This is a genomic window from Micromonospora sp. NPDC048887 (assembly GCF_040649715.1).
Lineage (GTDB): Bacteria > Actinomycetota > Actinomycetes > Mycobacteriales > Micromonosporaceae > Micromonospora.
Genome location: NZ_JBEZGA010000005.1, coordinates 130,810 through 155,431, shown reverse-complemented (window position 1 = coordinate 155,431; position 24,622 = coordinate 130,810). Strand labels below are relative to the sequence as shown.

Here is a 24,622-nt window from a genome sequence, read left to right as displayed (position 1 = left end):
TCGTGGTGCTCGCGTGCTGCCGGTGTCAGCCGATCAGCAACTCGGTGCGGTAGTCGGCCGCCAGCGCGGCGGCCCGGTTCCGGCGCTCGGCCTGCTCCTCCTCGGTGAGAGCCGGCGGCGGCGAGGTGGGACCGTCCACCCGGTCGCCGACGCGCAGGAAATACTCGTCCTGCCCGGCCGGCGTGCACATGCACAGCAGCCGCGCGGGCTGGTCGAAGGAGTTGCGGAAGAAGTGCGGCGCGTTCGCCGGAATGTTCACCGTCTCACCGGCCCGCGCCACGGTCTGCTCGCCCCGGAACGTGAACTCCACCGCCCCGTCGAGCACCGTGAACATCTCCTCGAAGTCGTGCCGGTGCGGAGGCGGGCCACCACCGGGCGGAACCCGCATGTCGATCAGGCAGTACCGGCCGGCCGTCTGCTCACCGGTGACCAGGATCGTGTAGGTGCCGCCCGCGATGGCGAGGTGCGCGAGGCCGGGGTCGTCGGGCCGGGCGTGGACGAGGGTACGGGTCGGATCGTCGGACGGGATCGCACCGCTGGCCATCGGCTCTCTCCTCGATCGTCGGTCTACGGATCGATTCCCCTCATAACCATCCGGCAAGCTGCTAAACCTGGGACGCTTCCCGTGGCAGGACCGTCATGCCGGGCGGCGGGCGACAACCGCCAGGGCCATGCCGAAGAACTTCAGCGGCGAGCGTTCGATCGCGTCGGTCACCGGCCGGATGCGGCGTCCGAAGCGGGACCTGTCGAACGGCGGCATGATGTAGTCCACCGCTATCGGCTCCAGCCCGGCCCGCCGGAGTTGCCCGGACAATCCACGGGCGGTGAAGGAGCGGGCGTCGGCGAGCCGACGGTGCAGCGGCACGATCCACGGCAGGAACGGACCCCGCGCCGGCCGGTACCGCCGGCCTCGGATCAGGAAGCCGTGCGTCTCGAACGGGAACCACCGGTTGGGCGTCGTCAGCGCGAACCGGCCGCCGGGCACGAGCACGCGGTGGACCTGCCGCAGGGCCGCATCCAGGTCGTCGATGTGCTCCACCACCTCGATGGCGGTGACCAGGTCGAAGCTGCCGTCCGGGTAGTCCAGTTCGGTGGCGGACAGCTCCCGTACGTTGATCTTCCGGGCCGCCGCCGGATCGTCGGCCAGCCGATCCCGGAACAGTTTCAGCCGGTCCTGCTGGATGTCCACGGCCTCGATCTGCGCGAACGCGTCGACCAGCCGCATCGTGTACGTGCCGTCCCCGCAGCCGATCTCCAGTAATCGCCGGCCGGTCAGCGATGTGTGCCGGCTCAATGTGCCGAGTCTCTTCGCCACCCCACGCTCGCCGAATGCGCTGCCGTGCCCCAGCCCCAGATTGCGATTCGCATTCACCATGGTCGCTGACCATAGACCTAACGAGCGTTAGCGTGGGGGCACCCGATCGACAGACAGTGCCGGCCGCGTACCGCGTCGTCAGCCGCCGTTGGCGACGTAGATGTAGTAGCGGGTGACATCGGTGTCGGTGCCGTCCGCCTTGTGGCCGGTCACCGACAAGGTGTACGTCTGGTAGTTCTGCGTCGGCGTGTAGGTGATCGACGCCTTCCCCTGGCTGTCCGCCGGCACGTCCGTCGCCGGTCCGTCGTCGATCTGCCAGGTGAAGGAGACGATTCCCGGGGTGCCGCCGCTGAACTCGAAGGTGCCGGGAACACCGGCGCCGCCCGACCAGGTGCCGTCCGGATACTGAGCGCTCACGACGTACGGCGCGTTGCCGACGGTGAACTCGAAGTCCGTCACCGGCGAGAACTCGCCGTCCGCCGTACGGCTCCGCACGTGGATCGTGTTGGTGCCGTTGCGTTCGAACGGCACCGCGACCCGCGTCGACGTGCCCTCGGTGCTCGCCGGCAGGACCTGCTCCGGGCCGTCGTTGACGCGGTAGTGGTACTCGGTCACCTCGCCGAACAGCTGCGTGTGGAAGTAGAAGTAACCGGTCCAGCCGATCCCCTTCCGCGACCAGTCGTAGGTGCTGTACACGCTGACCATGTTGTCCCGGACGCTGAAGGCCGCGATCCGCAGCTCCGACTCGGTGCCGTCCGCGCCGACGCTCGTGACCCGGACGTCGTCGTAGCCCCACGAACCCGGCGTGTACGTGACAGTCGCGGTGCCGTCGGGACCGGCCGCGATCGTCTGCTCCTCGGCACCCCTCAGCAGATAGCGGTACGAGACGACATCCGGCAGCCCCGGACGGAACGTGAACGTCACGGGCCGGCCGACAACGGCGTCGCCCTCCGGCGTCTGCGTGACCACGGGCCCGGACCAGATGCGGAACGTGTAGGTGGTGGCGGGTGATCGGGTGCCGTCCGACAACAGCGCCTGAACGACCACTGTGTTGTCGCCGGAGTGCTGCGGCGTGACAGTGACGTAGGCGTACGGGTTGCCCTCGCTGGACACGGTCTGCTCGGCGCCGCCGTCGAACCGGTAGACGAACCCGGTCAGGTTCGGCAGCCGGCTTCCGAACTCGATGCTCAACGGCACGCCGACCCCGTCCCGGCGGGGCCAACTGGACAGGTCGTGCGCGTAGGCGGTCGGGCGCGCGTCGATGATGAAAAACTGATATTGGGTCTCCATCGACGTGGAACCGTCCGCCTTCACCGACCGGACGACCATCGAGTGCCAGCCCGGCGTCGCCGTCCACGACAGCACGGCGATGTCGTCCTCGGCCGCCGAAATGGTCTTCTACTCGTCGTCGAGGTAGTACTGGTAGGCGACGACGTCGCTGTTGCGTGGGGTGAAGCGGAACGTGCCGACCTTGCCCGCGACCTGGTCGGTGTCCAGGTTGAACTCCGCCGACTCGACGCCGGGGGCGTCGGTGACCCAGACGTTCAGCGTCTCCTGCCCGATCAGCTTGTTCCGGGCATAGCTGCGGACAGCCATCTCGATCTGGCCTGTTGTGGTGAACGTGATCGGACCGGTGGCCTTGCCGTCGACCGCCGGGAGGCGGACCTCAGCGCCGTCCTTGAGCTGATACCCGAACGCGGTGGTCTCGGGCTTCGACGCGACAAACGTGATCGTGCTCGGCAGGCCGACGCCGTTCACCACGACCTCGGCGTACGGCGCGGTCTCGGCGACCCGGAACCGGTAGTTCTTCTCGGGTCCGCGGTTGCCCGCCGCGTCGACGGACGCGACGTAGAGGTCGGTGCTGAACCGCAGCTTCGGGGTGTACTTCAGGATCCCCGTGCCGCCCGGGCGCCGGGCGGGAACCTGCCCGGAATACCCCGAGGAGTCACGCCAGGCGAACGCAACCACGTCACGGTCGCCGGCCCCGTCGAAGCGGAACGTGCCCTCGATGCCCGTGCCACCGCCCGGGGAGTCGCCCTCCGGATACGTCCGCGACGAGACCTGCGGCGGATTCGCCGGAGCGGTCACGTCCATGACGATGTAGCAGGTCTTGCTCCACGGCCCCTCGTCGTCGTAGTCGCTGGCCCGGGCCTGCCAGGCGAGGACCGTGCCGTCGGCGTACTGGCTCAGGTCCGTGCCGTAGTAGTCGTGGAACTCGCGACGCTGATCGGGATGGTCGACCGGCCAGATCGCGTACAGCACGGTGGTGTAGTCGCCCTCGTCCCGATCGCTGGCGGTGGCCGCGAACACCGTGTTCCGCGCCGCGGGCGACGGCTTGGCAAGCGTTCCGCACGGCCGGTCCGGGTACTTCAGTTGCAGGCCGGTGATCGTGGGCGGATGGTTCGCCGTGGCACTCAGCACCGGCTTGGCGAAGGTGCGACCGGTCCGCACGTCGGCCTCCTGAACGGCGGCGACCCGAATCTCCACGGTGATGCTCTTGTCGCGCCGGCTCAGCGCCGCGTTGAGCGTGGCCACCATGTCCAGGCCCAGGTAGGCCGGGCAGGAGGCGCCGGCCCCCCGAGTGGTGGTCAGGAGCTTCTCGACCTCGGCCGGCGGACGCAGCCAGGTGGTGCTGTCAGTGACCGGGCGGGTCCGCCACACCTCGATGGTCGCCGGGGCGGAGCAGTCGGTGACCGTCTTCTCGACGGTCCACAGGTACGAGTCGTGGACGACAGTGCCCTTCAAGTTGCTCAGGTCGTACGTGAAGTAGGAGCGGTAGGTGTGCGTCCGACCGGCCGCGTCGCGGGACGTGCCGACCGGCGGCGTCACGTCCGCGTCGACGAACTTCGCCCTGGGGCTCTGCGAGTCGAGATAGGCCCAACTCTTCAGCGGAACATCGTAGGAAGTGGCGGCTGAGGCCGGAGAGCCGACGGTGAGCCCGGCGGCGACGACGGCGATCGGGACAGCAGCTCTGAGGCGTTTCATGTGGACGCTACCTCCCCCGTGGCGGCGCCTCTATCGACGCCGGCGGGCGTCATCGTAGCGAGGGGAATCCATGCGATGGAGGGTAGCTGACTGTCGTTGTTCTTCCAGGACAACGCCACGATCGGCGTCAGCCGACCGAGGCAGGTCGTCCTTGGAGATCCGATACACGCGCTGGTGTTCGCGACCCACGCGGCGGGGATCAGAAGCGGACAATTCCGTCCTTCTCTAGGCCCGTCAGCGCCAGTCGGTCGCCGTGGCCCAGGGCTCGCGGAACTTTCTGGTCAGCGAACAGGAAGCGCGGCCGACGCCAGAAGCTCGAACCGTAGAACACGTTGTTCGACACTGATAGCCATGGAACGCATCGGGGTCCGGGAGCTGAACCAGAACACGAGCCAGGTGTTGGCTCGGGTGAGTGGCGGCGAGACCGTCGAGATCACCGACCGTGGCCGACCGATCGCCCGAATTGTCCCCGTTGGCGATGACCGGTCGGTCTTGGTCAAGTTGGTAGCGGCCGGGCGAGCTGTCGCCCCCACCGTCGGCGGCTCTGTTCCACTCGCACCAAAGCTCGGTGACGAGAGTGTGGATGTGGCCGCCCCGCTCGCTGCGATGCGTGACGAGAGACGCTGCTGATCTATTTCGCTTCAGCTGCCGTCGTCAAGCTGGTTCGGCAGGAGGTGTGCAGCGTGGACCTTGTCTCCTGGCTCAACGATCACGACGACGTACCGCTCGTTTCCTCCGCGCTCGTCGAGGTGGAAGTGCCCAGAGCGCTGCGCCGATCAGCTCCGCAAGCTTTGATCGGAGTGCCGGCTGCCGTCGGCACGCTGGCCGCGCCTTGTCGTGGGTTTCTGCCGCTGCCGGATGGTGGCCGACGTTTGACGGCGTCTTGTGCCCCTTCGCGCCCCGAGCGGATCCCCTCGTCGCAGTCGGCGGCCTCTGGTGTCCAGCGGACACGGTTAAGGAAGCGTGCGGTGTCGGGCCATCTCCCCACGCGCCACTCAGCCACTCACGATGCGTCGAGGCCCTTGTTCCAGAGTGGCGAGATTTCGGCGCACCTCACGCAACGTGAGTGCGCGTGAGCGGACTCGACGAGCGGCGCAATCCATCGCCACCTCGGTCCTTGATGCTGCCACGCATGGTTACTGACAGTTGCCCTCTTGCAAGCGAGAGGCAGATGCCATATATTCGCCACAATCACTCAACGAGACCCGGCGGGGGTTAGTGTTATGAAGATGCGGGCAAAGAAGTTGCTTGACACTAATAAGGCAGTAGCGTTGACGTTTCTTGCCACTGCCACTGTCGCCGCCAGTTCCCTAGTTGCCGCAGCCCCGGCGCAGGCCAGAGTGCAGAGTTGCCAGCCCAGCAGCGTACAGGCAGTACTTAGGTACAAGGACGGAACTAAATCTACGTTCAGCTGCACCGGTACCTACTACCCGTTCAATAAGGATGCGGGCAGCTTTTCGAGCGTAGCTTGGTCCGGATACATCACCTATAGCAGCGGCGAGCGGGATGTGTTCTGCAACGACTCCACGGTGTGGTATCCCAACGGTATCAGGGTGACCAAGGTGGAGCTTTCGCCGACTCGGGTTTGCTAGGTTAGCTCAAGCTAGCCAATCTGCGAATGATAATTGCGGCGGCGCTAGCCAATTCGCTAGCGCCGCCGCGCTACTTGGCTGGAATGTTGCCTCGGCGAGCAACGGTTGATAATTTTATAGCAGGCCATCAGCCCTTGCTCGTCGGTGTCGAACTGCTGCACCAGGAGACGAAGACGGTCGCCTCGGCCGCAACCCTGCCGCTGCCGGACATCTGCACCGTGGCGCTCGCCGCCGCACCGCGAAGAGTGCCGCCCGGGATGCCGCCGGTCCCGCCTGGCAGCCCTCAGATCAAATCTTCACCACCCGCTACGGGCGGCCAGTCGAGCCGCGCAACTTCAACCGCTTCTGGGACCGGCGCTGTGACGCGGCCGGAGTCCGGCGGATCACCGTCAGGGATGCCCGGCGGACCTGCGCCTCGCTCCTTGCGGACCTGGACGTGCACCCTCGGGTGGCGATGCAGATCCTCCGGCACGCGCAGTTCGCCATCACCATGGAGATCTACACGGTGGTGTCCTCGGCGGCCACCCGCGACGCCCTCAAGCGGCTTGGCAGCGCACTGGACCGGTGAGGCGCTACTGCTGTACTTCGCTGCTGTACGAGGCGTGCTGACAAAGACAGCGGCCCTGCAAAGGGCCGCTGAGCTGGAACGGAGTGGGCCGCCAGGGACTCGAACCCTGAACCTATGGATTAAAAGTCCACAGCTCTGCCATTGAGCTAGCGGCCCGCACGCACAGGTTACCCGAAGCCGATCAGCCCGGCGTGCGTCGCTCATCGACCCTCCCGACCATCCTCCGGCCCGCCACGGCCCCACTTCGGGACCCTCCGCTGCGTCCGCGAACCGCTACGCTTCGGCAATGTCGAGCTGGCGCCGACACGGCCTCAAAGCGGAAGCCGCACTGGTGCCCGCCGTCGCCCTGGTCGCCCTGTTCGGCCTGATCGTGCAGTCGGAGGGCATCGACACCACAGCCGAGATCGTGGCGCTGCTTGTCGTCCTCGCCTCCTCCGCCGCGCTCTACCTGCGCCGGCGATACCCGGTGGCGGTGGGCGCGGTGGCGCTGGTCGCCGTCGCCGCGTACGGGGCTCTGCTGCACCGCCCCGGGCCGATCATGCTGGTGTTCGTCGTAGCGCTCTACACGGTCGTCGACGAGGGGCACCTCGCGGTCGCGGTGGGGCTCGGCCTGGCCTCGGTCGTCTCGTTCGCCGTCGCCGACAGCTACACCCGGACCGGTGTCGGCGGGAACGGGGCGACGTTGCTGCACGCAGGGTGGCTCGTCGCGGTCATCGTCGGCGTGACCCGTAACCGGCGGGCCTATCTCGCCGAGGTGCAGGCGCGCGTGCTCGCAGCGGAGCAGCGCAAGGAGGAGGAGGCCCGCCACCGGGCCACCGAGGAGCGGCTGCGCATCGCCCGCGAGCTGCACGACCTGCTCGGCCACCACCTCTCGCTGATCAGCGTGCAGGCGAGCGCCGCGTTGCACCGGCCCGATCCGGAGCGGTCAGCGGAGGCGCTCGCCGTGATCAAGCAGACGAGCCGGGAGACGCTACGCGAGCTGCGGGCGGCGCTGGGCGTGCTCCGGCAGGAGGGTACGACGCCGAGTGATCCCGCGCCCGGTCTCGACCGTCTCGACGAGCTGGTCACGGGGGCGGGGCGCTGCGGGCTGGCGGTGCGTACCGAGGTGACGGATACCGGGCCGTTGCCGCCGGAGGTGGATCTGTCCGCGTACCGGATCGTCCAGGAGGCACTCACGAACGTGAGCCGTCACGCGGGCGCGAGCACGGCGGTGGTCCGGGTCGTGCCGGACGGCGACGAGGTGGTGGTGGAGGTGGCGGACGACGGCGTCGGTCCGGCCGGGCCGCCCGGGACCGGGGTCCTCGGCATGGGCGAGCGGGCCCGGGCGCTGGGTGGCTCGCTCACCACCGGGCCCGGGCCGGACGGCGGGTTCCTGGTGCGAGCCCGCCTGCCGCTGCGGCCCGCCTCGCTGCCGGTCCCGGCGCCACGCGCGGAACTGGGGGAGACGACGTGATCCGGTTGCTGCTCGCCGACGACCAGACTTTGGTGCGCGCCGGCTTTCGCTCCATCCTCGACGGCGAGGACGGCGTCGAGGTGGTGGGCGAGGCCGCAGACGGCGCCACGGCGGTACGGCTGGCGCGGGAAGTGCGGCCGGACGTCGTTCTCATGGACATCCGGATGCCGCTGCTGGACGGGCTCGCCGCCACCCGGGAGATCGTCGCCGGCACCGACGCCCGGGTGATCATCCTGACCACGTTCGACCTGGACGACTATGTCTACGGCGCGTTGCGGGCCGGCGCGAGCGGCTTCCTGGTCAAGGACACCGAGCCGGCGGAGCTGATCCACGGCGTACGGGTGGTGGCCCGTGGCGACGCGTTGATCGCCCCGGCCGTCACCCGCCGGCTGATCGCCGAGTTCGCCGCCCGCACGCGGCACCCGGACCCGGGCCCCCGGCTGAACGCGCTGACCGAACGGGAGCGGGAAGTGCTCGCCCTGGTCGCCGCCGGCCTGTCGAACGACGAGATCGCGGCCCGCCTGGTGCTGAGCCCGGCCACCGCGAAGACGCACGTCAGCCGGATCATGACCAAGACGCGGGTACGGGACCGGGCCCAGCTCGTGGTGCTCGCGTACGAGTCGGGGCTCACCGTGCCCGGCTGGCTCACCGCCTCCTGAAGGAGCAGCCCGGCCTGCGCGAGCGACCGGGCCGACGCGAGCCGCCGGGACGGACGAGCGACCCGGTCAGGCGGTGCGGCGGGAACGGGCCAGCGCCAGGCCGCCCAGCACCGCCCCGATCAGCCCGAACGCCACCCCGGCGACCGCGCCCGCACGCCCCTGGCCGCTGCCGAGACCCTCGGTGGTCAGCGCCAGGTGCCACGCGCTGAGGACCAGGCCGACCACTCCTGCCGCGGCGGCCACCAGGGCCTGGACGCGGCCCTCACCCGGCCCGCGGCGGGAGCGGCTCAGGGCCATCCCGCCGACGACCACGCTGGCCAGGGCCACCACGGCGAAGACAGTGGCCCCGACCCGGCCGGAGCCGCCGATGCCCCCGGCGGCCAGCGTGGTGTGCGCGGCCGGGGCGAACTCCCCGACGACTGCGGTGGCGAGCAGGTGACGGATCGGCATCTGGGACTCCTCGGGGTCGTGGCAAGTGGTGACGGCGGCAGCGTATGGACGCGCACCGCCGCCGGTCGTCGTCCCGGAGTCGTCGACCGGGCTACCACCACGGGAGTACGCGCTCGGCCCGCGTACCCCAGGGGTTGTGCTCACCGAGGCCGACCCGGAAGGCTGGCTCTGCCCGCGCTGCCTGGCCGCCACCGTGGGCCGCCGCGACCGCGAGAAGGGCTGGGTACGCACGAACCCCCGTCCGTGAGCGGTTGCTGCCCGATCCAGTGGGTACGGCACGACCATGCGCATCGTGATCGTGGGGGCGACCGGCAACGTGGGGACGGCGGTGCTGCGCCGGCTGCGGCGGGAGGCGGGCACCGAACTGGTCGGCGTGGCCCGCCGGCTGCCCGGGCCGGACGCCGGTGAACCGTACGACGACGTCGAGTGGCACTCGTGCGACATCGGCGCGCCGGGCGCCGCCGACCAGCTCGTCCGGATCTTCGCCGGGGCGAGGGCGGTAGTGCACCTGGCCTGGCAGATCCAGCCCAGCCACGACCGGCGCACGCTCTACCGGACCAACGTCGGCGGCAGCCGCGCGGTGATCGAAGCCGCCGTCCGGGTCGGCGTTCCGGCCCTGGTGTACGCCTCATCCGTCGGCACCTACGCGCCCGGCCCGAAGAACCACCCGGTCAGCGAGAACTGGCCGGCGACCGGGGTGGACACGTCGTCGTACAGCCGGGACAAGGCGGAGGTGGAGGCACTACTCGACGGCGTGCAACGGGAGCACCCCAGGCTGCGCGTGGTACGCCTGCGGCCCGGACTGATCTTCCAGCGGGAGGCCGGTACGGAGATCAGCCGCTACTTCCTCGGCCCGCTGGTGCCGGTGCGCCTGCTGCGGTACGGCCGGATTCCGCTGGTGCCGGCGAACCGGCGACTCCGGATGCAGGCGGTGCACGCCGACGACGTGGCGGACGCGTACGCCCGGGCGGTTCTGGGGGACGCGAGCGGCGCCTTCAACGTGGCGGCCGACCCGGTGCTGACGCCGGAGCTGGTGGCCCGGCACTTCCACGGCTGGACGCTGCCGGTGGCGACTCCGGTGCTGCGCGCCGCGGCGGCGGTCACCTGGCGGGCGCGGCTGCAACCGGTCGACACCGGCTGGGTCGACCTGGCGCTGAACGTGCCGCTGATGTCCAGCTACCGCGCCGAGACAGAACTCGGCTGGGCCCCGGCCGTCGACACGGTGACCGCCCTGAAGGAGTTGTTCGCCGGTATGGCCAACCGGGCCGGCACCGACTCCCCGCCGCTGTCCCCGGACCCGGCGCTCCCCGGTCGCCCCGCCGCCCTGACCCGGGGCCACCTCCCCGGCCACCCCAACCCCTACTGACCCACCCCACCCTCGCCCACCCCGCCCGCGCCCCCACCCTGCCCCGGTGATCAAGGAGTTCGCGTCCTAGTTGATCTCCTTGGGTGACGCAAACTCCTTGATCACGGGCTGAAGAGGGCGGGGTGCGAGGCGCGCGGGCGAGGCGGCCAACTTCATGATCAGCCGGGTGCCGGGCGAGCCGGTCAGGCGTGCGAGAGCGCGAACGCGACCAGGAAACCGAGCACGGTGATCAGCCCGACCAGCAGGTGCGCGTCGGCGAACGCCTCCGGGACCATGGTGTCGGTGATCATCGCCAGGATCGCGCCGGCGGCGAGCGCGGTGATCGTCGCCAGCACCTCCGGCGGTGCGCCGCCGAGCAGCGTGTACCCGGCCAGCGCCGCCGCACCGGAGATCAACGCGATGGCCGTCCACAGCCCGAACACGTAGCGCCGGGTGCGCCCGGCCAGCCGCATGCCGGCCGCGCTGGACAGCCCTTCCGGCACGTTGCTGAGGAACACCGCGATGACGGTGACCAGGCTGACCGGGCCGCCGGCCAGCAGGCTCGCGCCGATCACCACCGATTCGGGTACGCCGTCGAGCAGCGCGCCGACAGCGATGGCGCTGCCCGAGCCGGGCTGTTCCCGCTCGGAGGGCTGCTCGTCGCCGGAACGCTTGCGGTGCCGGGCGCCGTGCCGGGCCAGCAGCACGTTCGCCCCGGTGTACGCGAGCGCGCCCGCCGCCGCGCCGATCGCCACCGGCAGCAGGCCGCCCTGCTCGTGCGCCTCGTCGATCAGCTCGAACGAGACGGCGGAGAGCAGCACGCCCGCCCCGAACGCCATCACCGAGGCGGTCACCGGGCGCGGTACGCGCGCGAAGAACCCGACGGCCGCCCCGATCAGCAGGGCCGACCCGGCGAGCAGGCCCCAGAATCCCGCTTCCAGCCACTCCGGCACGCGCTGCACCCTACCCTCGGGCGGGTGCCGCCAACCCGCCTCAGAAGTCGGCGAACAGGTGCGGCAGCTCCCGGGGGAAGAGCCGGCGCAGCTCACCGGCCGCGTCCACGGGCACCTCACCCAGTCCGCGTACGACCACCTCGGCCGGGTCGAGCACGCCGTAAGCCAGGGCGGACAGCCCGGCGGCGGTGAGCCGGGCGGCCGGGACGCTGCCCTCGGCGGCGGTGGAGGCCGGCAGCACCGCGAGCTTGCCGGTGGTGCCGTCGAGCAGGTGCCGGCCGGCGAGCCACCTGTCGGCGACCACCTCGACCAGTACCCGGCCGACCCCGACCGGCTGCTCGGTGAGCGCGTCCAGGCTGAGCAGCCGGGCCATCGGCGCGGTCGGGTAGGGCCGGGCCACCCGCGCCTCCACCTGCACGTCGAGGTCGGTTAGCCACAGCTCGGGCAGTTCGTCGGGGGGCACCTGCACGCTGATCCGGGCCACCTGGTCGACGTGCCGGGCGAAGAACTGGAGCACCGACGCGCGGGCGTACGCGTCGTCGACGAGCAGGTCGTCGGCGAGCAGCGTGCCGGCGTGGTCGTCGATGCGGTAGGTGACCGCGCCGACCGTCTCCCCGCCGCGCACCACGCTGACCAGCCAGCGGTCGTCCCGGTCGCGCAGCCCGACCGCCCGGAAGTCCGGGAAGACCGCGAAGCCGTGCCGCTCGCGCAGGCACCGCTCGGTGTACGCGCGCCACCTCGGATACCCCGCGCCGATCCGCTCCCAGACCAGCTCGTCGGGCAGTTCGGCGCGCAGCAGCGGCGCCAGGTCCGCCGGGTCGAAGATCGCGGTACGCCGCCGGGGCAGCCCGATGTAGCCGAAGCGCTCGTAGAACGAGGCGCGGAACGGGTGCAGCGCGGTGAGCTGGTGGCCCTCGTCGCGCGCGCCGTCGAGGAGCTGCTGCATGAGCGTGCGGACGTGGCCGCGCCGACGGGCCAGCGGATGGGTGGCCACGCCCGCGACACCGGCCATCGGCAGCACCGCGCCGCGCAGGTTCTGCCGCATCGGTATCGCCGACGCGGCCGCCGCGGTGACCCCGTCCTCCTCGGCCACCAGCGTCGTGTTCCCGGCGTTGTACGGCAGGTAGGCGCGGAACTGGTTGGTCCGGGTGGCGCCCATCGGCGAGGCCTCGAACGCGTACGCCTGGAGCGGGAAGCTGGTGGTCAGTCGTTCATCGGCGGCCAGCCGGCGAATGTGCATCCGTTCATCCCAGCCGCACCCGCCGTGGTCCGCAACCGGAAAGGGCGGCGGCTCACGCCTCGGTGACGTCCGAGATGACCACCGTCACGTTGTCCGGCGCGCCGGCCTGGTGGGCCAGTTTCACCAGTTGCTCGCCGCACTGCTGGCGGTCGCCGTAGGTGGCGAGCGCCGCCGCGATGGCGGCGTCCTCCACGTAGTCGGAGAGGCCGTCGCTGCACAGCAGCAGCCGATCACCGGGGAAGACGGTGAGCGCGCCGACGGCGGGTGGCGCGTCGGAGCCCTGTACCGCGCGGGTGACCAGCGAGCGCTGGGGGTGGTGCCGGGCCTGGTCACGGGAGAGCGCGCCCTGGTCGACGAGCGCCTGCACGAACGTGTCGTCGCGGGTGAGCTGGGTCAGCTCGTGGTCACGCAGCAGGTAGCAGCGGGAGTCGCCGACCTGCGCCAGGACCAGGGTGTCCCCGGCGAGCAGGGCGGCGGTCAGCGTGGTACCCATGCCGTCGCGGGCCGGGTCCACCGTGATGGCCGCGCGGATGCGCTGGTTCGCGGTGCTGACCACGGCGCGCAGCGCGTCGGCCGCCTCGTCGGCGCCGGTGGGCGGCGTCAGCTCGTCCAGGATCCGGATGACGATCTCGCTGGCCACCTCGCCGGCGGGGAGTCCGCCCATGCCGTCGGCCACCGCCACGAGGCGGTCACCGGCGAGGGCGGAGTCCTCGTTGTTGGTCCGGACGAGGCCGACGTCGTTGAGGATGGCCGAGCGGAGGATGAGCGTCATGACGACAAGCTTGCCAAGAAGAACGGCTCCGCGTCTGCACGCGCTGGCGGGTCTACTGAAAGAAATGTCATCCGCTTACATCCTGGGTATGCGTCAACTGTCCGGTGTGGACGGACGAGGATAACGCAGCAGAAGGCTCGCGTGGACCTCCTCCTCGCCCACCACCGCATAGACGTGCGGCACGTCGGAGGTCCACCGCAGGTAGCCCCCGGGGCCGGCGGTCAGTGGGGCGTCGGCCGGGCCGGCGCGCAGCACCCCGGAGAAGATCGTCACGTGCTCGGTGACGCCGCCGGAGTGGGCGGGGGAGAGCTGCGCCGGCCCCGGGCCGACCCGCATCCGGTACAGCTCGTAGGTCGCCTCCCTGTCGTCGAACACCTCAAGCAGCGTTGCCCCGACCGCCGTGCCGCGTACGGTCGGCGTCTCGCCGGGCGGGGAGAGCACGGCGGTCAGCGGTACGCCGAGCTGCGCGGTGATCGCGTACAGGGTCTCCAGCCGGGGGTTGCGCACGCCGTTCTCCAGGCCGGAGAGCGTGGCCTTGCCGACGCCCGCGAGGCGGGCCAGCTCGGACAGGGAGATGCCCCGCTCGGTACGGAGCGAGCGGATGCGCCGGCCCACCTCCTGGGCGCCCCGGTCGTCGGCTGGTGCGGCGGCTGTCATGGGGGCTATCGTGCTACACCGTGCCGTTCCGTAAACGGAACGGTCGGAGGAGGTGGGCATGGGCGGTCGGCTCCAACCCGTCCTGGCCGGCGTGGTGACCGCCCTGGTCGGCTTCGCCAGCTCGTTCACAGTCGTCCTGGCCGGGCTGCGCGCGGTCGGCGCCGATCCGGACCAGGCCGCCTCCGGCCTGCTCGCGCTCTGCGTCGCCAGCGGCGCCTGCGCGGTCTGGCTCGGCCTGCGGCACCGGCTGCCGCTCGCCATCGCCTGGTCCACGCCGGGCGCGGCGCTGCTCGTGGCCACCGGGCCGGTCCCCGGCGGCTGGCCCGCCGCAGTCGGCGCCTTCCTGGTCGCCGGGCTGCTGATCATCGCGGCCGGGCTGATCCCCGCGCTCGGCCGCGCGGTCGCCGCGATCCCCGCCCCGATCGCCTCCGCCATGCTCGCCGGGGTGCTGCTGCCGTTGTGTACGGCACCGGTACGCGCCCTGGTCGAGGTGCCCCGGCTGGCCGGGCCGGTGGTGCTGGTCTGGCTGCTGCTGCACCGGTTCGCCCGCCGCTGGGCGGTGCCCGGCGCGCTCGCCGTGGCAGTGGTCGCGATCGCGCTCACCACCTCCGGGCCGGCCCGGCTGGACGCCGCACCCGTCGTCGCGCTCACCGCGCCGGCCTGGACGCTGCCCGCAGTCGTCGGGCTCGCGCTGCCGCTGTTCCTGGTCACCATGGCCGCCCAGAACGTGCCCGGCACCGCTGTGCTCGCCGGGTACGGCTACCGCGCCCCGCTGGGCTCGGCGCTGCGGGTGACCGGCCTCGCCACCGCCCTCGGCGCCCCGGCGGGCGGCCACGCGGTGAACCTCGCAGCGATCACCGCCGCCCTGGCCGCCGGACCGGACGCCCACCCTGACCCGGAACGGCGCTGGATCGCCTCGGTCACCGCCGGGATCGGCCTGGCCCTGCTCGGCATGGGCGCCGGCGTGGCCACCGCCCTGGTGCTGCTCTCTCCGCCGGTGCTCGTCGAGGCCGTCGCCGGGCTCGCCCTGCTCGGCGCGCTCGCCGGCGCGGTCACGGCGGCGGTCGCCCAGCCGGGCGCGCGGGAGGCGGCGGTGGTGACGTTCGTGGTCACCGCCTCCGGGGTGAGCCTGCTCGGGGTGGGCGGCGCGTTCTGGGGCCTGATAGCGGGCTGGCTGATGCTGCTGCTGTTCCGCCGCCGCGCGACCCCGTCCGTGCCGGAGCAGGCCACACGGGGTGAGAGGGAAGCGGTCGAGGTCACTCCTCGGCGGGTAGCTCCGCGACCGGGACGGTGAGGCGTACCGCGCCGTCGCTCACCGCGGCGATCCGGTCGGCCAGCACGTAAACCGCGCCGGTGCGGACCAGCTCGGTGGAGACCTTGAGGTAGCCGTCGCGCAGCAGCCGGGCGGCCAGGTCGGCCGGTACGTCCGGCTCGTCGACCGCCGCCGACTCGATCAGCTCGTCCAGGCTGCTGCCCGGGTCGACAGGTGCGGGTGCCTGCACGGTCACCGCGGCCGGGTCGCCGCGCTGCACGAGATCGACTGTGCCCACCTCGACGCCTGCGGAGTCGACCACGCGCATGCCGGTGGTGACCCGGGAGACGGTGTCCTGCTGCTGGCTCATGCGGAAGCGGTTCCCGGGGCGCGCGGGCGCTAAACGGACGGGGCCCAGCCGCCCGGCGGACGGGGGGACAGCTCGCGCCAGGTGTCGGTGCCGTCCAGCAGCGCCCGGACCGTCTCCTCGGCCTCCTCGACGCTGGCGTGCTCGTAGAACCGGGAGACCCCCTCGGCGCCGCCGGCCCGCTGCTCCACGTGCCAGCGGTCGCCGTCCACCCGGAGGAAGACGTCACGCCGGGCGAGGCGTCCCCATTTCCCGTTCCACCAGTGCCTGCGCTGCTCCATGCCCGGACTCTATCGAACATGTGTTCGATGCACGTCGGCCCCCGCGAGATCGTCGCGGGGGCCGATCGGCTATGGCGTCAGCGCGGCGCGGGCGGCTCCTGCCGGCGGCCGAGCACGTCGTCCAGGGCGCTGCGCTGGCCGGGCGTGCCGTGGTTGCCGGCGAGCAACGCGTCCCGGATCTCGGTGAGCAGCTTGACCTCCTCGCTCGGGGCCGAGGGCGGCGGCTCCTCGCCGCGCTTGCGGCGCTCGGCGAGCTTGTTCATCGGGTAGACGACGAGGAAGTACAGCGCCGCCGCGGTGAGCACGAACGTGATCGCCGCGTTGACGAAGGCCACCCAGTCGAACGGGATGCCCCGGAACTTCGGGGTCGATCCGCTGAGGCCGTCCTTGCTGCCCGTGATCAGCGCGATGAACACGCGTACCAGCGGTTCCAGGAACGACTTGGTGAGCTGGGTCACCACGCCTGTGAACGCGGCGCCGATGACGACACCGACCGCGAGGTCGACGACGTTGCCGCGCATGATGAAGTCTTTGAAGCCCTTGAGCATCCGTACTCCCGTGCCCTGATGAGTCTGCGTCGGGGACAACCTATGCCTCGGCGGGGCCTTCGAGAAAAGCACCGGCCTCGATCGCCGCCCGCTGCGGGTCGCCGGCCCGGATCGCCTCGACCAGCCGGCCGTGATCCACGTACCGCTCCGGGGTCAGCGCCTCGCCCATCGCCTGGGCCACAGTGCTGCGCAGCGCGGCGCCGACCGAGGCGTACAGCTCGGCCAGCATGGCGTTGTGCGCGGCGGCCACCACGGCCGTGTGCAGCGCGGCGTCCGCCTCGACGAACTCGTTCACCCGGCCGCCGCGCCAGGCGGCCTCGCGGGCCGCGAGCGCGCCGTCGAGCGCCGCCAGGTCGTCGGGGGTACGCCTCAGCGCGGCGAGCCGGGCGGCCTCCACCTCGAACGCGCGCCGGACCTCGACCACCTCGGTCATCCGGTCGTCGGTGAGCCGGCGGGCCACCACCGGCGCTAGCTCGTCCGTCGACACCACGTACGTGCCGGAGCCCTGCCGGCACTCCAGCACCCCGGCGTGCACGAGCGCCCGGACCGCCTCGCGGACGGTGTTCCGCCCGACGCCGAGCGCGGCGACCAGCTGCGGCTCGGTGGGGATGCGCCCGCCCACCGGCCACTCGCCGCCGAGGATCCGTTCCCGGAGCGCTTCGATCGTCTGCCGGACCCGGTGACCGCGGGGCGGCACGGTGACGGAATCCCGGGCGGGTGTCACGGGTTACACCTCGTGCCGAAATTCATCCCATGATTGTAGGTTCGAGGTCATGACTCCGCCAACTGCGCCCGCCGCGGCAGTGCCCACGCCGGGTGCCGCATCCGCGCCGGCCCCCGCCCCGGCGGCCGGTCCGGTCCGGGGCGGCCTGCTCGTGCTCGCCGGGATGCTGCTCGTCGCGCTGAACCTGCGGGCCGCGGTGACCAGCCTCGGCGCCCTGCTCGACGAGATCCGGGTCGGGCTGGGGCTGTCCGGCGCGATGGCCGGCCTGGTCACCACCCTGCCCACCATCGCGTTCGCCGGGCTGGGCGCGCTCACCCCGTGGCTGGTCCGCCGCTGGGCCGCGCCCCGGGTGCTGGTGCTGGCCATGCTGGCGCTCACCGTCGGGCAGGTGCTGCGCGCGGTCACCGGCTCGGCGGCGATCTTCGTGCTGACCAGCGCGCTCGCGCTGGCCGGCATCGCGGTGGCGAACATCCTGCTGCCGATGCTCGTCAAGCAGCACTTCCCGCACCGCACCGGACTGGTCACCGGGGCGTACACGATGGCCCTGACGGTGGGCACGACGGTGGCCGCCGCCTCCGCCGTGCCGGTGGCGCACGCGTTCGGCTCCTGGCGGGCCGGACTCGGCATCTGGGCCGGGCTGGCCGCGCTGGCCGTACTCCCGTGGGTGCCGCTGGCGCTGCGGGCCCGCGCCGCGCGACGGGCCGCGCCCCCGGCGGTGGCGGTCGCTGCCCCGGCCCGGGTGCAGCCGGGCCGGACCCGGCTCGGCTGGGCCATGGCTGTCTACTTCGGGGCGCAGTCGCTCAGCGGGTACGCGATCATGGGCTGGCTGGCCCAGTTGTTCCGGGACGCCGGATACCGGCCGGAGACAGCCGGGCTGCTGCTCGCCGGCGTGACCGCGTTGGGCGTGCCGGTGGCGCTGATGATGCCGGCGCTGGCCGGCCGGCTGGCCACGCTGCGCCCGCTGGTGCTGTCGCTGACTGTGTTCTCCGCCGCCGCGTACACCGGTCTGGCGCTCGCCCCGCACGGCCTGGCACCGCTGTGGGTGCTGCTGCTGGCGCTCGGCCAGGGCGCGTTCCCGCTCATCCTGACCACGATCGGGCTGCGCGCCCGGACCGCCGAGGGCACCGTGGCGCTGTCCGCGTTCGCGCAGAGCACCGGGTACGTCATCGCCGCGCTCGGGCCGCTGCTGGTGGGCATCCTCTACGAGGCGACCGGCGGCTGGACCGCCCCGATCGGTTTCCTGCTGGTGGCGCTGGCCGTGCAGACGGCTGCGGGCATGGTGATCGCCCGTCCCCGCTACATCGAGGACGAGCGCTGAGCGGGATCGGTCAGGAGGAGGCCGGGGTGGGATCGCCCGCGACGGCCTGCTCCACCGTCGGGTACGTGTGCAGCACCTCGACCAGGCCGCTGACCTCGAGGATGCGCAGCACGCCGCGCTGCGGGGCGGCCAGCCGGACCACGCCACCGGCCTCGTCGCAGTTGTTCTTCGCCCGGACGAACACCGACAGGCCGGTGGAGTCGCAGAACGAGACCTCGGCCAGGTCGAAGACGAGGCGGCTGCGCCCCTTGTCCAGCAGATCCGTGATCTGGTCCTGGAGCTGCGGTGCCGTGGCCATGTCCAGCTCGCCCGCGACCGACACGACGACCACGTCGCCGCGTTGTTCCGTGTGCACCGTCAAGGACATTCGTCGACCTCCTGTGTTCGGGGGAAACGGTATCCCACGACGGGCGCGTCGCGCAGAACGGGAGCGGTCACAGGTGCGGCCGATCATTCTTTGCTCTGCGACAAGTAGCGCGTCAGGCTCCGGTGATAGAGTCCGCCCGTCCAAATCAGGGAGGTCAGCATGGCGATGAGCGCCGAACAGGGTGGTCGGCTCGCCCACCTGCTCAGTCAGCACGCGGATCGGCTGACCAACCGCTGGACGGAGATCGTCGCGAGTTCGCTGCGCGGTCGCCTGAGCCGGGCCGAGCTGGCCCGGCAGGTCCAGGAACTGCACCGGGCGCTGGTCGAGGCCGGTCAGCACGGTGTCTCCGACCTGGCCGACGAGTACGGCGGTGAGCTGCGGGCGGTGCTGTCCGAGCTGTCCACAAACCGGGCCCGGCAGGGGTTCTCCGCGACCGAGACCGCGATCAGCGTGTTCGCGCTCAAGGACACCCTGCTGGAGGTGCTGGAGGACGAGAAGGGCACCGACGCCCTGCGCGACTTCGTCGCCTTCTCCGCGCTGGTCGACCAGATGGGGCTGTTCACGTTCGAGACGTTCGTCCGGGCCCGCGAGAGCCTGATCGCCGACCAGGCGGAGCAACTGCTGGAGCTGTCCACCCCGGTGGTCAAGCTCTGGGAGGGCGTGGTCGCCGTCCCGCTGGTCGGGACGCTGGACTCGGCCCGCGCCCAGGTCGTGATGGAGCGACTGCTCCAGACGCTGGTCGACACCGGCTCGCCCTACGCGATCATCGACATCACCGGCGTGCCGGCGGTCGACACTCAGGTCGCCCAGCACATCCTCAAGACCGTGGTGGCCGCCCGGCTGATGGGCGCCGACTGCATCATCTCCGGCATCCGCCCGCAGATCGCCCAGACGATCGTGGCCCTCGGCATCGAGTTCGGTGACATCGCCACCAAGGCGAGCCTCGCCGACGCGCTGCGCCACGTGCTGCGCCTGACCGGGGTCGAGACCACCGCCCGCCGCCCGCGCCGGGAGTCCTGATGGAACGGGTGCCGATCCTCAAGATCGGCGACATCCTGCTGGTCTCCATCCAGGTCGACATGTCCGACCAGACGGCGATCCAGCTGCAGGAGGACCTGGCCGAGCGGATCGTCGCCACCGGCTGCCACGGCGTGATCATCGACATCACGGCGCTGGACATCGTCGACTCCTTCGTCGGCCGGATGCTGTCGACCATCGCGTCCATCTCGAAGGTGCTGGACGCCGAGACGGTGGTGGTCGGCATGCGTCCGGCCGTCGCCATCACGCTCGTCGAGCTGGGGCTGTCGCTCAACGGCATCCGTACCGCGCTGAACGTCGAGCGCGGCATGGAGCTGATCGCGGCCAGCCGTCCCGACGAGTGGGACGAGGCGGCCGACGACGAGGACACCGAGACGACGGCGACGGCATGACCGTGGGCGTCGACCTGGGTGTGCCGGCGACGCAGGCGATCCGCAGCGACGAGGACGTGGTGCGGGTCCGGCAGTTGGTGCGTACCACAGCCGTCGCGACCCGGCTCTCCCTGGTCGACCAGACGAAGCTCGTCACCGCCGCCAGCGAGCTGGCCCGCAACACGCTGATCTACGGCGGTGGGGGCAGCGCCGAGGTGAGCACCGTGTCCGACGGTCGGCGGCGCGGCGTACGGATCGTCTTCGCCGACGAGGGACCGGGCATCCCCGACCTCGACCTGGCGCTCACCGACGGCTACACCACAGGCGGCGGGCTCGGCCTGGGGCTGAGCGGCGCCCGCCGGCTCGTCGACGACTTCGACATCCGGACGGCTGTCGGCGAGGGGACGCGGATCACCGTCACCAAGTGGTCGCGATGATCTCCGACGTGGTACCTGACCACGGCATCTGGTTCCGGGTCGACACCGGCGCGACAGCCGGCAGCGTACGCCGGGCGGCCGAACGCCTCGGCCGGCAGCTCGAACTGAGCGCGCCGCGCGTCGCGGACCTGGCCATCGTCACCGCCGAGATCACCAGCAACCTGGTCAAGCACGCCCGCGAGGGCACGCTCCTGATGCGTCCGGCCCGCCGGGGCGAGCGGGCCGGGGTGGAACTGGTGGCCATCGACTCCGGCCCCGGCATGGCCGACCTCACGCTCTCCTCCGTCGACGGCCACTCCACAGCTGGCACGCTCGGCATCGGTCTCGGCGCGATCACCCGGCAGTCGAGCCGGTTCGACGGCTACTCGTCGCCGGGCCGGGGCACCGTCCTGGTCGTCCAGGTCTGGGACGACGCGCCGCCCGAGCCGGACTGGGCCGCCGGGCTGGCCCGGCCGATCACCGGCGAGCAGACCAGCGGCGACGGGTACGCGGTCCGCCAGCTGGACGGCCGGCGGCAGGTGCTGGTCTCCGACGGACTGGGACACGGGCCGCTCGCCGCCGCCGCGACCGGCGCGGCCGTGTCCGCGTTCCGTTCGGCGCCGGACGGGCCGCCGGACGTCGTGGTGCGCCACCTGCACGCCACCATCTCGCACACCCGGGGCGCCGCGCTCGCCGTGGCCGAACCGGATCCGGCCGCCGGGATCCTCCGCTACGCCGGGCTGGGCAACATCGCCGCGATGATCGTCGCGCCGGGCGAGCGACGGCGCGGGCTGGTCTCGCTGCCGGGCATCGCCGGGCACCAGCGTCCGGCGATCCGGGGATACGACTACCCCTTCTCGCGCGACGCCACCCTGGTCATGCACAGTGACGGGGTGGTGGATCGCTGGGATCTGGACGACTATCCCGGGCTCGCCGGCCGCAACCCGCTGCTGGCCGCCGCGACTCTGCTGCGTGACGCCGGTGTCCGACGCGACGACGCCTGCGTCCTGGTGGCCCGGGGGGCGGCATGACCGAACCCCTCCTGCACCTCGCGCTCCGGGTGGAGCAGGACATCTTCCTGGTCCGGCAGCGCGGCCGGGAGGTGGCCGCGGCGGTCGGGCTGGAACACCAGGACCAGGTACGGATCGCCACCGCGCTGAGCGAGGTGGCCCGGGAGCTGCTGCACGGTGTCGACGGCGCGGACGTCACGTTCGCCCTCGACCGCGACGCCGTCGGCCGCCGGGTCCTCCAGGTGGACCTGTCGCCGCTGCGTCCGCTCCCCGGCGGGCGGTACGAGCCGCAGTCCGGCGCCGTCGCGCGACTGGTGGACACGTTGCGGGTGGTGGCTGTCGATGGCGATACGGTCGTGAGGATGTCCCGACGAGTGCCCGACAACAGCGAGGAGCTGACGGTGGAGCGCGCCGCCGAGCTGCGCGCCGAGCTGGCCGAGCGGGCGCCGGGTTCCGCGCTTGACGAGTTGGCCGCCCAGAACGCGCAGCTCATCACCGCCCTCGACGAGGTGCGCAGCCAGCGCGACGAGCTGGCGGTGCTCAACTCCGAGCTTCAGGAGACCAACCGTGGTGTGATGGCGCTCTACAACCAGCTCACCGAGGAGCTGGAGGAGACCAACCGCGGCGTGGTGGCGCTCTACGCCGAGCTGGACGAGAAGTCCGCCCAACTGCGGTCCGCCAGCGAGTCGAAGAGCCGCTTCCTGGCGAACGTCAGCCACGAGCTGCGCGCCCCGGTCACCGCGATCATCGGCCTGGCCCGGCTGCTCGCCGACTCCGCCTCCGACCCGCTCACCGGCGAACAGGCCCGTCAGGTGGGGCTGATCCGATCCTCGGCGGGCGACCTGCTGGGGCTGGTCAACGAGCTGCTCGACCTGGCCAAGGCGGAGTCGGGCCGGATCGAGCCGGACTGGTCCGACGTCGATCTGCGCGCGGTGTTCGGGCAGTTGCGCGGCACGCTGCGGGCGCTGGCCGCGCGCCCCGAGGTGGAGCTGGTGGTGGAGGAACCGCCGGCTCAGGCGACGCTGCGCTCGGACGAGGTGCTGCTCGCCCAGGTGCTGCGCAACCTGCTGCACAACGGGCTGAAGTTCACCGAGCGCGGCGAGGTGCGCCTGCGGGCCGAACGTCAGGGCGACCAGTGGACGCTCTCGGTCACCGACACCGGTGTGGGCATCCCGCCGGAGCTGCACGAACGGGTCTTCGAGGAGTTCTACCAGGTGCCCGGCACGACCCGGGTCGGTGGCACCGGGCTCGGCCTGCCGTACGCGCGCCGGCTGATCACGCTGCTCGGCGGGACGCTGGAGCTCACCAGCGAACCCGGCCGGGGCAGCAGGTTCACAGTGGTCCTCCCCGCGGGCGGAGCGTGACGGTGGACGGCGGGCCGGTGACCGTGCTTGTGGTCGATGACAGCGGCCCCAAGCGATACCTGCTGGTCAACTGGTTGACCCGGGCCGGATTCGTCACCGTCGAGGCGGAGAACGGCACGGCGGCGCTGGAGCGGGTGGGCCGGGAACACATCGACCTCGTGGTGCTCGACGTGCGGCTGCCCGACATGAGCGGCTTCGAGGTGTGCGAGCGGATCAAGGACGAGTACCCGTACATCCCGGTCATCCACGTCTCCGCCCACGCGGTCGACGTGGTGGACCGGGCGCAGGGTCTCACCCGGGGCGCGGACGCCTACCTGGCCGAGCCGATCGAGCCGGAGGAACTGGTCGCCACCGCCCACGCGGTGCTGCGCTACTACCAGGCCCGGCTGCGTGCCGAGCAGCTCGCCGAACGGCTGGCCGCGCTCGCCGACGCCACAGTGGAGATGCACGCGACGCCGAACTTCGTCCGGCTGCTGGAGGCCGCCGCGAGCGGCGCGGCGCGGATCTTCAAGGCCCCGGCCGCGGTGGTCGCCGAGACGTTCGACGGGGACTGCCTGGCCGGGGTGGCGGACGACCCGCACACGCCGGCCCGGATCGTGCCGTGGGTGGTGGACGACACCGGCGTGCCGATCGGCACCCGGGTGCGGGTCGACGAGCCGGCCAACTGGGCGGTGGCGGACTGGCCGGACGGTGACACGGTGACGGTTGCCGCCTCCCGGCTGCGGGAGGACCGCGCCCCGCTCTACGTGGTGGTGCCGACCGCCACCCAGACCGTCCGTACGCCGGTGCTGGTGCAGCTCGCCCAGGCGGTCGCCTCGGCGGTGGAGGCGCAACGGTCCTTCGACGAGGAGCACCGGATCGCTGTGACGTTGCAGCGCAGCCTGCTGCCGCAGCGGCTGCCCGACGTCGTGGGCCTGGACCTGGCCGTCCGGTACGAGCCGGCGAGCGCGCAGACCGAGGTGGGCGGCGACTTCTACGAGCTGGTGATGCTCGACGGGCATCTCCTGGTGGCGATCGGCGACGTGGCCGGGCACTCGCTGCACGCCGCAACCGTGATGGCCGAGTTGCGACACGCGGTGCGGGCGTACGCGGTCGAGGGCCATCAGCCCGGGGTGATCCTGGACCGGGTCAACGAGCTGATGCGAACCCTGCTGCCGAACGAGCTGGCCACCATCTGCGTGCTGCTGCTCCACCCGCCGACGGGGCTGGTCCGGCTGGCGAGCGCCGGGCACCTGCCGGCGTTGCTGAGCCGCGACGGCCGGGTCGAGTTCGTGGCGCAGTCCGCGCCGCTGCTCGGGGTGCGCGCGAAGCGCCCGCCGGATCTGGAGTTCGTGCTTCCCGCCGGGGCCACGCTGGTGCTCTACACCGACGGGCTGATCGAACGGCGGGACGCCACCATCGACGACGGCATGGCGGCGCTCGGCGTGGCCGCCACCCGGGTCGACGACAACCTGGACGAGTTCTGCCAGCGACTGCTGGTTGAGCTGGCGCCGCCGGAGATCCAGGACGACGTGGCGGTGGTGGCGGTCCGCCGCCGCTGACCGTGTTCCGCGCCCATCGGCAACTGCGAGATCTTG

The 24,622-nt window shown here is 71.8% G+C and carries 28 protein-coding genes, 1 tRNA gene and 1 pseudogene; 14 read left to right on the top strand and 16 right to left on the bottom strand.

All coding sequences use genetic code 11. From position 1 onward, the window contains the following. Positions 1-25 precede the first annotated feature (25 nt). From AB0C17_RS10515 to AB0C17_RS10495, 5 genes are all read right to left on the bottom strand, one after another. The gene (locus tag AB0C17_RS10515) at positions 26-544 is read right to left on the bottom strand and encodes a cupin domain-containing protein (RefSeq protein WP_043327473.1); all 519 of its coding nucleotides are present in this window, start codon (positions 542-544) and stop codon (positions 26-28) included. 93 nt (positions 545-637) lie between these two features. Next, entirely contained in the window at positions 638-1,294 is a 657-nt protein-coding gene (locus AB0C17_RS10510; RefSeq protein WP_357468318.1) for a class I SAM-dependent methyltransferase, read from the bottom strand. A 159-nt stretch (positions 1,295-1,453) separates the two neighbouring features. Further along, positions 1,454-2,605: a hypothetical protein gene (locus tag AB0C17_RS10505; RefSeq protein ID WP_357478049.1), complete on the bottom strand. Its 1,152-nt coding sequence runs from the start codon at positions 2,603-2,605 to the stop codon at positions 1,454-1,456. Positions 2,606-2,713: 108 nt separating this feature from the next. Then, positions 2,714-4,300 carry a hypothetical protein gene (locus AB0C17_RS10500; protein WP_357468312.1) on the bottom strand — a complete coding sequence of 529 codons (1,587 nt, stop codon included), beginning with the start codon at positions 4,298-4,300 and terminating at the stop codon, positions 2,714-2,716. Positions 4,301-4,499: 199 nt separating this feature from the next. Then, on the bottom strand, positions 4,500-4,643 hold the full coding sequence (locus AB0C17_RS10495) for a hypothetical protein (RefSeq protein ID WP_357468309.1): 144 nt from the start codon (positions 4,641-4,643) through the stop codon (positions 4,500-4,502). A gap of 8 nt (positions 4,644-4,651) precedes the next feature. Here AB0C17_RS10495 and AB0C17_RS10490 point away from each other — a divergent pair, with 8 nt between their 5' ends. Next, complete coding sequence (locus AB0C17_RS10490; RefSeq protein WP_357468306.1) at positions 4,652-4,930, top strand: type II toxin-antitoxin system prevent-host-death family antitoxin; 279 nt, start codon at positions 4,652-4,654, stop codon at positions 4,928-4,930. Between the two features lie 1,111 nt (positions 4,931-6,041). Beyond that, positions 6,042-6,460, top strand: a pseudogene (locus tag AB0C17_RS10485) (tyrosine-type recombinase/integrase); the annotation flags it as partial. 84 nt (positions 6,461-6,544) lie between these two features. On the opposite strand, the gene AB0C17_RS10480 reads toward AB0C17_RS10485, so the two are convergent. Next, positions 6,545-6,616 (bottom strand) — tRNA-Lys (locus AB0C17_RS10480). 130 nt (positions 6,617-6,746) lie between these two features. Here AB0C17_RS10480 and AB0C17_RS10475 point away from each other — a divergent pair. Next, positions 6,747-7,913 (top strand): sensor histidine kinase, encoded by a 1,167-nt coding sequence (locus AB0C17_RS10475; protein WP_357478046.1) that lies wholly within the window; start codon positions 6,747-6,749, stop codon positions 7,911-7,913. Then, a complete protein-coding gene (locus tag AB0C17_RS10470; protein WP_357390788.1) occupies positions 7,910-8,572 on the top strand; it encodes a response regulator transcription factor in 663 nt (220 codons plus the stop codon). Before AB0C17_RS10475 ends, AB0C17_RS10470 begins: the two co-directional genes overlap by 4 nt. Before the next feature lie 66 nt (positions 8,573-8,638). Here the strand turns inward: AB0C17_RS10470 and AB0C17_RS10465 are convergent, their stop codons facing one another. Further along, positions 8,639-9,022: a DUF6223 family protein gene (locus AB0C17_RS10465; RefSeq protein ID WP_357478043.1), complete on the bottom strand. Its 384-nt coding sequence runs from the start codon at positions 9,020-9,022 to the stop codon at positions 8,639-8,641. A 28-nt stretch (positions 9,023-9,050) separates the two neighbouring features. Here AB0C17_RS10465 and AB0C17_RS10460 point away from each other — a divergent pair, with 28 nt between their 5' ends. Both AB0C17_RS10460 and AB0C17_RS10455 read left to right on the top strand, forming a co-directional pair. Beyond that, on the top strand, positions 9,051-9,269 hold the full coding sequence (locus AB0C17_RS10460; RefSeq protein WP_357478041.1) for a hypothetical protein: 219 nt from the start codon (positions 9,051-9,053) through the stop codon (positions 9,267-9,269). Between the two features lie 36 nt (positions 9,270-9,305). Beyond that, entirely contained in the window at positions 9,306-10,388 is a 1,083-nt protein-coding gene (locus tag AB0C17_RS10455; RefSeq protein ID WP_357390795.1) for an NAD-dependent epimerase/dehydratase family protein, read from the top strand. 182 nt (positions 10,389-10,570) lie between these two features. Here the strand turns inward: AB0C17_RS10455 and AB0C17_RS10450 are convergent, their stop codons facing one another. The 4 genes from AB0C17_RS10450 to AB0C17_RS10435 all read right to left on the bottom strand — a co-directional run bounded on the left by AB0C17_RS10450 (position 10,571) and on the right by AB0C17_RS10435 (position 13,989). Further along, positions 10,571-11,320, bottom strand: coding sequence for a ZIP family zinc transporter (locus AB0C17_RS10450; RefSeq protein WP_357386749.1), 750 nt, complete (start codon positions 11,318-11,320; stop codon positions 10,571-10,573). Positions 11,321-11,360: 40 nt separating this feature from the next. Beyond that, on the bottom strand, positions 11,361-12,560 hold the full coding sequence (locus AB0C17_RS10445) for a GNAT family N-acetyltransferase (protein ID WP_357478038.1): 1,200 nt from the start codon (positions 12,558-12,560) through the stop codon (positions 11,361-11,363). A gap of 52 nt (positions 12,561-12,612) precedes the next feature. Beyond that, positions 12,613-13,332 carry a protein phosphatase 2C domain-containing protein gene (locus AB0C17_RS10440; RefSeq protein ID WP_013283512.1) on the bottom strand — a complete coding sequence of 240 codons (720 nt, stop codon included), beginning with the start codon at positions 13,330-13,332 and terminating at the stop codon, positions 12,613-12,615. Between the two features lie 93 nt (positions 13,333-13,425). After that, the gene (locus AB0C17_RS10435; protein ID WP_357468289.1) at positions 13,426-13,989 is read right to left on the bottom strand and encodes an XRE family transcriptional regulator; all 564 of its coding nucleotides are present in this window, start codon (positions 13,987-13,989) and stop codon (positions 13,426-13,428) included. 58 nt (positions 13,990-14,047) lie between these two features. Between AB0C17_RS10435 and AB0C17_RS10430 the strand changes: the two genes are divergently transcribed. After that, complete coding sequence (locus tag AB0C17_RS10430) at positions 14,048-15,283, top strand: benzoate/H(+) symporter BenE family transporter (protein WP_357386755.1); 1,236 nt, start codon at positions 14,048-14,050, stop codon at positions 15,281-15,283. On the opposite strand, the gene AB0C17_RS10425 is transcribed toward AB0C17_RS10430, so the two are convergent. From AB0C17_RS10425 to AB0C17_RS10410, 4 genes are all read right to left on the bottom strand, one after another. After that, positions 15,246-15,611: a hypothetical protein gene (locus AB0C17_RS10425; RefSeq protein ID WP_357386757.1), complete on the bottom strand. Its 366-nt coding sequence runs from the start codon at positions 15,609-15,611 to the stop codon at positions 15,246-15,248. The genes AB0C17_RS10430 and AB0C17_RS10425 overlap by 38 nt on opposite strands. Before the next feature lie 29 nt (positions 15,612-15,640). Next, on the bottom strand, positions 15,641-15,889 hold the full coding sequence (locus tag AB0C17_RS10420) for a hypothetical protein (RefSeq protein WP_026268772.1): 249 nt from the start codon (positions 15,887-15,889) through the stop codon (positions 15,641-15,643). A gap of 77 nt (positions 15,890-15,966) precedes the next feature. Then, positions 15,967-16,437: a large conductance mechanosensitive channel protein MscL gene (mscL, locus tag AB0C17_RS10415; protein WP_187690944.1), complete on the bottom strand. Its 471-nt coding sequence runs from the start codon at positions 16,435-16,437 to the stop codon at positions 15,967-15,969. 40 nt (positions 16,438-16,477) lie between these two features. Then, positions 16,478-17,161, bottom strand: coding sequence for an FCD domain-containing protein (locus tag AB0C17_RS10410; protein ID WP_357386759.1), 684 nt, complete (start codon positions 17,159-17,161; stop codon positions 16,478-16,480). A 49-nt stretch (positions 17,162-17,210) separates the two neighbouring features. Here AB0C17_RS10410 and AB0C17_RS10405 point away from each other — a divergent pair, with 49 nt between their 5' ends. Then, positions 17,211-18,479 carry an MFS transporter gene (locus AB0C17_RS10405; protein ID WP_357386762.1) on the top strand — a complete coding sequence of 423 codons (1,269 nt, stop codon included), beginning with the start codon at positions 17,211-17,213 and terminating at the stop codon, positions 18,477-18,479. Positions 18,480-18,489: 10 nt separating this feature from the next. On the opposite strand, the gene AB0C17_RS10400 is transcribed toward AB0C17_RS10405, so the two are convergent. Further along, on the bottom strand, positions 18,490-18,846 hold the full coding sequence (locus tag AB0C17_RS10400) for an STAS domain-containing protein (protein WP_018789120.1): 357 nt from the start codon (positions 18,844-18,846) through the stop codon (positions 18,490-18,492). Between the two features lie 159 nt (positions 18,847-19,005). On the opposite strand from AB0C17_RS10400, the gene AB0C17_RS10395 reads away from it, so the two are divergent. Genes AB0C17_RS10395 through AB0C17_RS10370 form a run of 6 tightly spaced genes read left to right on the top strand, consistent with a single transcriptional unit; the run spans position 19,006 to position 24,586 of the window. Then, positions 19,006-19,866 (top strand): STAS domain-containing protein, encoded by an 861-nt coding sequence (locus AB0C17_RS10395; protein WP_357386764.1) that lies wholly within the window; start codon positions 19,006-19,008, stop codon positions 19,864-19,866. Next, positions 19,866-20,276, top strand: a complete 411-nt coding sequence (locus tag AB0C17_RS10390) for an STAS domain-containing protein (protein WP_357386766.1) — start codon at positions 19,866-19,868, stop codon at positions 20,274-20,276. Before AB0C17_RS10395 ends, AB0C17_RS10390 begins: the two co-directional genes overlap by 1 nt. Continuing rightward, positions 20,273-20,692, top strand: coding sequence for an ATP-binding protein (locus tag AB0C17_RS10385; protein WP_357386768.1), 420 nt, complete (start codon positions 20,273-20,275; stop codon positions 20,690-20,692). The genes AB0C17_RS10390 and AB0C17_RS10385 overlap by 4 nt, the downstream gene beginning before the upstream one ends. Continuing rightward, entirely contained in the window at positions 20,689-21,702 is a 1,014-nt protein-coding gene (locus AB0C17_RS10380) for a SpoIIE family protein phosphatase (RefSeq protein ID WP_357386770.1), read from the top strand. Before AB0C17_RS10385 ends, AB0C17_RS10380 begins: the two co-directional genes overlap by 4 nt. Continuing rightward, positions 21,699-23,045, top strand: coding sequence for a sensor histidine kinase (locus tag AB0C17_RS10375; protein ID WP_357386772.1), 1,347 nt, complete (start codon positions 21,699-21,701; stop codon positions 23,043-23,045). The genes AB0C17_RS10380 and AB0C17_RS10375 overlap by 4 nt, the downstream gene beginning before the upstream one ends. A 2-nt stretch (positions 23,046-23,047) precedes the next feature. After that, positions 23,048-24,586 carry a SpoIIE family protein phosphatase gene (locus AB0C17_RS10370; protein WP_357386774.1) on the top strand — a complete coding sequence of 513 codons (1,539 nt, stop codon included), beginning with the start codon at positions 23,048-23,050 and terminating at the stop codon, positions 24,584-24,586. Positions 24,587-24,622 lie beyond the last annotated feature (36 nt).